This window comes from Thermus scotoductus DSM 8553, from assembly GCF_000381045.1.
GTDB lineage: Bacteria > Deinococcota > Deinococci > Deinococcales > Thermaceae > Thermus > Thermus scotoductus.
In genome coordinates, this window is the sequence record NZ_KB905781.1 from 1 (window position 1) to 6,862 (window position 6,862).

Annotated in this window: 10 protein-coding genes and 1 pseudogene; 2 read left to right on the forward strand and 9 right to left on the reverse strand. The window is 63.1% G+C overall.

Features of this window, described 5'->3' with window-relative positions:
* A partial coding sequence (locus tag F604_RS0110925; RefSeq protein ID WP_026328891.1) for a transposase occupies positions 1-264 on the reverse strand: 264 nt, incomplete at its 3' end.
* A 194-nt stretch (positions 265-458) separates the two neighbouring features.
* Between F604_RS0110925 and F604_RS12715 the strand changes: the two are divergent.
* Positions 459-605, forward strand: a pseudogene (locus F604_RS12715) (PIN domain-containing protein); the annotation flags it as partial.
* A gap of 120 nt (positions 606-725) precedes the next feature.
* Here F604_RS12715 and F604_RS12240 read toward each other — a convergent pair.
* Genes F604_RS12240 through F604_RS0110945 form a run of 3 tightly spaced genes read right to left on the reverse strand, consistent with a single transcriptional unit; the run spans position 726 to position 1,643 of the window.
* On the reverse strand, positions 726-911 hold the full coding sequence (locus tag F604_RS12240; RefSeq protein ID WP_019551682.1) for a hypothetical protein: 186 nt from the start codon (positions 909-911) through the stop codon (positions 726-728).
* A gap of 52 nt (positions 912-963) precedes the next feature.
* Positions 964-1,398 (reverse strand): PIN domain-containing protein, encoded by a 435-nt coding sequence (locus tag F604_RS0110940; protein WP_019551683.1) that lies wholly within the window; start codon positions 1,396-1,398, stop codon positions 964-966.
* Positions 1,395-1,643 carry an AbrB/MazE/SpoVT family DNA-binding domain-containing protein gene (locus F604_RS0110945; RefSeq protein WP_019551684.1) on the reverse strand — a complete coding sequence of 83 codons (249 nt, stop codon included), beginning with the start codon at positions 1,641-1,643 and terminating at the stop codon, positions 1,395-1,397. The genes F604_RS0110940 and F604_RS0110945 overlap by 4 nt, the downstream gene beginning before the upstream one ends.
* A gap of 176 nt (positions 1,644-1,819) precedes the next feature.
* Between F604_RS0110945 and F604_RS12245 the strand changes: the two genes are divergently transcribed.
* A complete protein-coding gene (locus tag F604_RS12245) occupies positions 1,820-2,707 on the forward strand; it encodes a CBS domain-containing protein (RefSeq protein WP_019551685.1) in 888 nt (295 codons plus the stop codon).
* Positions 2,708-2,803: 96 nt separating this feature from the next.
* Here the strand turns inward: F604_RS12245 and F604_RS13590 are convergent, their stop codons facing one another.
* The 5 genes from F604_RS13590 to F604_RS0110980 all read right to left on the reverse strand — a co-directional run bounded on the left by F604_RS13590 (position 2,804) and on the right by F604_RS0110980 (position 6,754).
* Positions 2,804-3,313: a DinB family protein gene (locus F604_RS13590; RefSeq protein WP_019551686.1), complete on the reverse strand. Its 510-nt coding sequence runs from the start codon at positions 3,311-3,313 to the stop codon at positions 2,804-2,806.
* A gap of 125 nt (positions 3,314-3,438) precedes the next feature.
* On the reverse strand, positions 3,439-4,356 hold the full coding sequence (locus F604_RS0110965; RefSeq protein ID WP_019551687.1) for a site-specific integrase: 918 nt from the start codon (positions 4,354-4,356) through the stop codon (positions 3,439-3,441).
* 274 nt (positions 4,357-4,630) lie between these two features.
* The gene (locus F604_RS0110970) at positions 4,631-5,104 is read right to left on the reverse strand and encodes an RES family NAD+ phosphorylase (RefSeq protein ID WP_026329140.1); all 474 of its coding nucleotides are present in this window, start codon (positions 5,102-5,104) and stop codon (positions 4,631-4,633) included.
* 19 nt (positions 5,105-5,123) lie between these two features.
* A complete protein-coding gene (locus F604_RS12250) occupies positions 5,124-5,501 on the reverse strand; it encodes an antitoxin Xre/MbcA/ParS toxin-binding domain-containing protein (protein WP_019551689.1) in 378 nt (125 codons plus the stop codon).
* Between the two features lie 122 nt (positions 5,502-5,623).
* Entirely contained in the window at positions 5,624-6,754 is a 1,131-nt protein-coding gene (locus F604_RS0110980; protein ID WP_019551690.1) for an RNA-guided endonuclease InsQ/TnpB family protein, read from the reverse strand.
* Positions 6,755-6,862 lie beyond the last annotated feature (108 nt).

Below are 6,862 nucleotides of genomic sequence, written 5' to 3' on the forward strand. Positions count from 1 at the left end.
TTGAAGGAGGCTGGGATAGTATTTCCCTTCCCGATCCCGGGGGATGGCCAGCTTCACCTGGCCAAAGGCGGTCTCCAGCTTGCGGGGGTAGTAGCCGTTCTTGCGTCCCCCGTGCTGGCGCAAGAAGGCTTCCCGGTCGGCGTCCAGGAGAATCTGCAAGACCTCGGTCACCGTCTGCCTCACCGCTTCCCTTAGCATCACCTGCAAGGTATCCTGGTCCACGGGGTACCTCCTTCCTAATCCTGGTACCCCCCTTTTATACACAAACCCCTACACATAATTCCTTACACGACCCCTGATGTTGCTCCTTTGGTAGGAATCGCAGGTGGGGCAATCCACGGTGAGGCGCATGCCAGCGGCGGTGGGGGGTACTCGGACGGTGTAGCTGATGGTCACCTGGGCCACCTGCCCCGCCTGGACATAGGCGCTCGTGGCGCTGGGAGAGGACGGTCCGGCTCTCCTACGGGCTTCACCTCCCCTTGGTGGACGCCCTGATCCTGGCCACGGCCCTGGAAGGGGGGGCGAAGGAGATTTGGACCGCGGACGCCGACCTGGCCCGGTATGAGGGGACGCTCAGGGTGGTCCTTCTCAGGCCGGAGGGGTAAGCCATCCGGTGCCAAGGCCCTCGATGGGAGGCTTTTCCACAAAGACTCGTCGATCACCTGACTGCTTAACGAGTATCACCAGGTACTTATGACCGAGCATCCAAGGGTCTAGGAGCGGACTCATTCCAGCCCACAGCCCTTGCGGAAGGTAGATATCTCCTCCAGGGTGGCGGGAGAGGCCTCCGGGAACTCCCCCATCCGTTCCTCGGTGTACACCTCCACAGGGACGGGTTCCAGCACCACCCTGTCCTCCTCGAGGCGCACAGCTAGGATCTCCCTAGGCTTCAGGCTAAGGGACTTGCGCACGAAGGCGAGGGATGCGTCCCTTTTCCGGGATGACGAAGCACGACGGTTGGGCTCAACCTGGAGGCCGGACCTTCCGAATAAAGTCCCCTGGGGTCATGATCCTAAGGGGCAGGTCTTCCCTGGACATGAAGCGACCAAAGTGCCTGACGTCACCCGTTAGCAGGACCTGGGCCCGGGCCAATAAGGCCGCCCGAAGCACCGGTTGGTCCTTCTCCGGAAGTTCCGCCGCCAGGGCTGCCATGGGCCCCTCGTGGCGAAAACCGCCTTCCCCTGGCTCCTGGATCAAGACCACACGCCTCATCAGGGCCCCGAGTTGAGGTAGGGCTTCAGGCCGCTTCCGCTCCAGGTTGTACTGGGCTTCCACCAGGCACAAGGGGCTGGTGAGAAGCTGGATCTTTTCTGCTTCGGCCAGGGCCCATATAGCGGCAAAAACCGTACCTCCTAAGGCGGCAGAAAAGAGCACATTGGCATCCAAAAACACCCTCACTCCAGCCCCCAAGCCCTGCGGAAGGCGGCGACCTCCTCGTCATCAGCCTGGGAAGCCTGGAGAAACTCCCGTATGCGCTCTTCCGTGTAGGCCTCCACCGGAAGGAGGTACACAGGCTCCAACACCAAACGTCCCTCTTCCAGGCGCACCAGCAGGGGATCGCCCGGCTTAAGGGAGAGAGCCTTGCGGAGGGGGGCGGGTAGCGTAATCTGGCCTCTGGGGGAAACTTGGAGGACAAACTTCATATTTTCAGTATAGCTGACATATCGCTTTCCTGCTAAGAGTCTTGACCCCGGAGGCCTTACCGGAGCTTCTCCTGGAAGAGCTGGCTCCCCTTATCAACGAGGACCAGGTGGTGCGGGTTCAAGTGGAGGTTGTATTGCATACGGCGCGCACGGTTCGGCTAGAATGATCCTTAGCCATGGTCCAGGTTAAGGAGGTGATGACCTCTGCTCCGGTGACAATAAGGCCGTGGGCCAGCGTACGGGAAGCGGCCAACCTCATGGCCCAGCATAGGATCGGAAGCCTTCCGGTTCTCGAGGATGGCACCCTGGTGGGCGTGATCATCAGCCGGGACCTCAGGGGGGTTCACCCCAACCGGGTGGTCATGGATGTCCTCCGAGGCCCTCCCATCTTCATTTCCCCGAAAGCCAGCCTCCTCGAGGCCCAGGCCCTGATGCAGGAGAAAGGTGTGGAAAGGCTTTTGGTGGTGGAGGAGGGGCGCCTTCTCGGAATCCTTACCAAGCGCGCCCTGGCCTTCGCCCTGGGCCAGGGCTTTGACCCCCTCACGGGCCTGCCCCGGGCCGACTTTCTGCGGAGCCACCTGGAGCGTCTCATGGACAAGGGAATCGATCCCACCCTGGTCTTCGTGGATCTGGACGATTTCGGCCTCCTCAACAAGCAGCTGGGCCACACCGCAGGCGACCAGGCCCTGAAGGAGGTGGCCAGCCGGCTCTCAGCCTTCGCCCGTAAACACAGGGGAGAAGCCTTCCGGTATGCCGGGGACGAGTTTGCCCTGGTTTTCCCCCGACCCCGCGCCCGGGCTCTCCCTCACCTTCCCGAGCTCCTGAAGCTTCCCCTTAGGGTGGGGGAAAAGAGGTTGGGCTTGTCCCTGGGGGTGGCCGGGGGGAGGCGGCGCAAGAAGCGGCCGGGAAGCTCCCGGGCCACCGCCGATGACCTCATCCGCCTAGCCAGCCTGGCCTCCACTCTGGCCAAAGGCCGTCCGGAAAAGATGGCCCTGGGGGAGGAGGTAAACCTGCCCAACACCCGGGCTCTAGAAGCAGAATCCTTTCCCGGGTCGGGGCGGTGAAGGCCATTTCATATGTTAGGAAATCGGCTACCGAATTCCATGGCCCTTGGGACAACGGGGCTCAAATGACAGGACCACATTACCGGTGGAACCGATTCATTGCGGCCAGACACATCGTAGACGGCGGAGCAAGAGGATCTGGCCCGTGTGGTCGCTGGTGTGGGCGAGGAGGCCATGGATCTCATAGAGGGCGGACGGGCTACCCATCCCCGCAGAGGGCGTAAGGAGGTGCACCGGTTTTAGGGTGCTCACTACCCCCGGCAACCCTTCCAACGCTCGGGCCAGTTCCGCTTGGAGGCACGCCCAGGCGGCGGGATCTGGGGCGTCCGGGACTTGGGGCCAATCCGTTCCCGACCGGGGAGGCGGCGCCCCTCCTCGGCAGAGCGCCTCCAGAACCACGGTCATCCGCGCAACCCAGTAGCGGATGTGGGCGGCGAGCTCCCAAATGCAGGGCCATCCAGGTAAAGCCGCCACAGGGCCTCTTGGGGTGAGGCCCGCGATCGCCTGGACCGTGGAAACGTGCCAGCCGTTGCCTTCGGCCAAGCTGAGCCGCTGGAGATGGTCTACCAAAAGCGCCGGGTCCACGTCCCTACCTCCCTGGCTCACCTGTGGCCTTCTACCTTCGAGGCAGATCGCTACCCCCTCGCACCAGCCTCCTGGATCCCAGGTAAGGGACCAAGGGCCTCACGGATCAGCTTGGCTCTCAGCGAGGGATCCAGTTCCCAAAGCGGCTACTCCCACCCCGCCTCCTTCTCCCACCCCGGCATGAGGAGGCTCCGCATCCCCGTCCAGTAGGCCACCTTGTCCTTTGGGTAGCCCGCCTTGAGGTAGTTGCGGATGGCCCGCCAGCGCAGGCGCTTGGCGAAGCTGGCCCGGGCCCGGTCCTCCTCCTTGTACCCCGCATAGCGCAGCAGGTCCTTCAAAAGGACCACCACCGTGGGATGGGTCAGGGGCTTCCCCCGGTTCTTGGTGGGGGCCGGGCTCAGGAGGAGGTGGGGAAAGGGCAGGGGCTGGTGGCTGGCCAGGTAGTCCCTCACGGGAAGCCACTCCCTCAGAACCCCCTGGGCCAGGGGGGAGAGGGGGATCTCCCTGAGCCTCCGGCCCCGCACCAAGAGCACCTCCCCCCGCACGTCGTCCCGCCACAGGTCCAGGGCCTCTCTCAGGTTTAACCCCACCTCCCCCAGCATCACCAGGACCACCTTGAGCATAGGACGCCAGTAGGCGGGGGTGAAGTGGTCGGTGGCCTGCCACACCCGCTCCCAGACCTCCTCGGGGATGGGGACCCTACCGGAGAGGAGGGGATACTGCCGGGGCGGGTACTCCACATGGGGCGGCATGGGATGCCCGGCCCACTCCAGGAAGGGCCAGAGGTAGCCCAAAGCCCCCCGGGCCCGTTCCACCGTGGCGGGGGCCAGGGGACCCGGAGGCCCCCCGGGGAAGCCCTTCTCCTTGATCTCCAGGAGGTAGGCCAGGATGTCGCCCGCCTCGAGGGCCGGCCACTTCCGCCCCTTCAGGGCCAGCCAGAGGACGAACCTTTCCACCATGTGGGGCACCACGGTATCCGGCCTCCTCCGGTGGCGGACCAGGTAGGCCCAGACCCCTTCCGCCAGGACCCGCTCGTTCCAGGTGGCCAGGGCCTCTCCCACCATGCGCTTCCGTTCTTCCGGGATGTCCCAGGCCTCTAGCGGTAAACCAACTACCAACTTCCTCGGCATAATCAAGCCCCCCCAACAGAACCAACCACTAACAGCTCCTCACCTCAACCCCATTTTCACACATCACAACCCCATGCTAACCCCCTCCAAAAACCTGTAGCCGCCGCTGACGAGCGTGCGGGACTTCGTAGGGTAGCTCCTATATGCCGCTTAAGATAGTCGTTTACCCTACAGACGGGAAACGTGGATCCCACAAAACCAAAGCTGGCTACCCCACGGTCCTCTGCCAGAGGGCCCTCAACCTTGGGTCCGGTTCCAAGGGAAATGGACCCTCCACCATCACCTCAGGGAAAGCCGGATGCCGAGGATTGAGGACTAAGTTCCAGCCCTCGGGGACCAGAACAGAGGGGACTATGAGCGCCAGGGCCTTTTTCCCCTCAAGGAAAGCCCGCCCGACGTCCTGGGTAGAGGATGGATGAGGCAGTGCCCGCCAGTCCACAGGCAGGGCTTCAACCTCAGCGATCAAATCATCCGGCACCTGCAGGCGGAAGTAGACATAGCCCTCAAGGGAAGGAAGCTCTAAGGCATAGGCCAACCACTCCAAGACCGCCAGGGCGAGGTGCTCGCTGGCGTAAACGGCGGGATAGCCCTTGGGGTTCCATCGTCCACCCCGCAGGGCAGCCCCCCTCCCCGTAAAAGCCGCCTGAGCGTAGGTACCCTTCACCAGACGGTATGCCCGCAAGGCCGTCTCTTTCCCCTCTTCAGAGGTAAACCCCTTCCTCCAGGTTGTCCAACAGGTCAAAGACCGCTTCTAGCCCCGCCTCGTTCACCGAGAGCTCCAGCGGGCTCTTACCTCCTAGGGCCGGATTGGGCGTCCTTAGAAAGCGGCGAGCCCTGGAGGCATCCCCGTGGAAGAGCACTGCCCGCTCAAACAGGCGATAGAGGCGGTAAAGGCGGTCGGACAGCTCGGGACTAAGCCGCTCTCCCTGCCGCTGTAACGTCCGGGGAGTGGTCCGCAAAAGCCGGGCCAGCTCCCCCTGGGTGACGCCGAGGCTTTCCTGAAGCTCTAACAGGACCTGCCTGGGAAGACCCTCCTCCAGGGCCAAGGCCCGGGCAACGGGATCTTGCGAGAGAAGCATAGGCCTATTGTCGCATGGTGAGCGACATACATCAAGCCCCATGGAAAGCGCTAGCGGGGGCCTGCGGGTATCCCGTGCAGGGAAAGCCCAAAAAGCACACCCTGAGGAGCGCACGTCCCTAGTCATCTACCCCGGACTGAACTCCGAGGCTTGCAGGTGGCACGATAGCCATGCATGGCATCTCGTACCCCCGCGTTCGGCTGGATGACGGCAGCCCGGCTTGCAATATTGCAAGCCGCGACGTAGTCCGCAGCCCCAGAGTAGCCGCAGACCACACAGCGAAAGAGTGCCTGCGTTGGACGGTTCGCCTTCTCGGTATGTCCGCAGGCTGGACATTGCCGAGAAGTGTTCGCTGGGTCAACCCAAACCAAAGCTACTCCGCTCCGTTCAGCTTTGTACCGCAGTTTTTGGCCCAGGTCATGGAACGCCCAGCTATGCAGCGTAGCCCTCTGGGGCTTGCGAAGCCGTACCCGCTCGCGGATGCCCCGGAGGTCTTCCAGGGCGATGCCGCGCCCGGTGCGTTGAGCCTTGGCTACGATGCGTTTGCTGATGCGGTGGTTGAGGTCGTTGGCAAAGCGTTTCTCTTTGCCCGAGAGCTTTTTCAAAAGACGCTTGGCCGACTTGGTGCCTTTCTTCTGCAACTTCCTCCTGAGCCTTCGGTAGCGGTGTCTGACCGAGTTGAGGTGCTTGCCCGAGTAGGCCTCCCCGTCCGAATCGGTGGCGATGTTGACGATGCCGAGGTCAACCCCGAGAAAGCCGTTTGGGGCCATGGCGGGCGGGTCGTCGTACTCGCACCACAGGTGGACGTACCAGGAGTCCCGCCCCCTGACCAGAGTCCCGCCCTGGATGCTTTTGGCGGTTCGCAGCAGGTGGCGCTGATACCCGGCGATGCGCATGGGCACCCTCGCCCGCCCATCCACGGTGGAGAGGCTGACGGTCTCGGTGTCCACGTTGACCGACAAGATGCGCTGGTCGTAGTCCACCGAGGTGGCCTTGAAACCGCCTGCCTTATGACCTTTGCGCTTGCCCACGCGGGCAATAACTCGCACCGCCAGGTTGGCGCTGAGACCGAAGCGTTCCCGAAGTTCCCGGTAGACCAGTCTTTGCAGGGCGAACTTGTTCCAAGCGTTCTCCTGACGCGCCACCTGCAAGGCGTAGTTACAAGCGTTGGCAAACTGTTCCACCGTGCGGGAAAGCTTCTCGGCTGTACTCGCATCGGGTATCAGCTTGCACTTGACGGACAGGAGGGACATGCCTTGACTGGTTATACCACAAAGTCGTCGGCCATGTACCGGGCTTCGCCCGGCTTCCGCTTCCTCCCCGCATTGAAATGCGGGGCATCTGCGAAAGGGGTTCTGTGA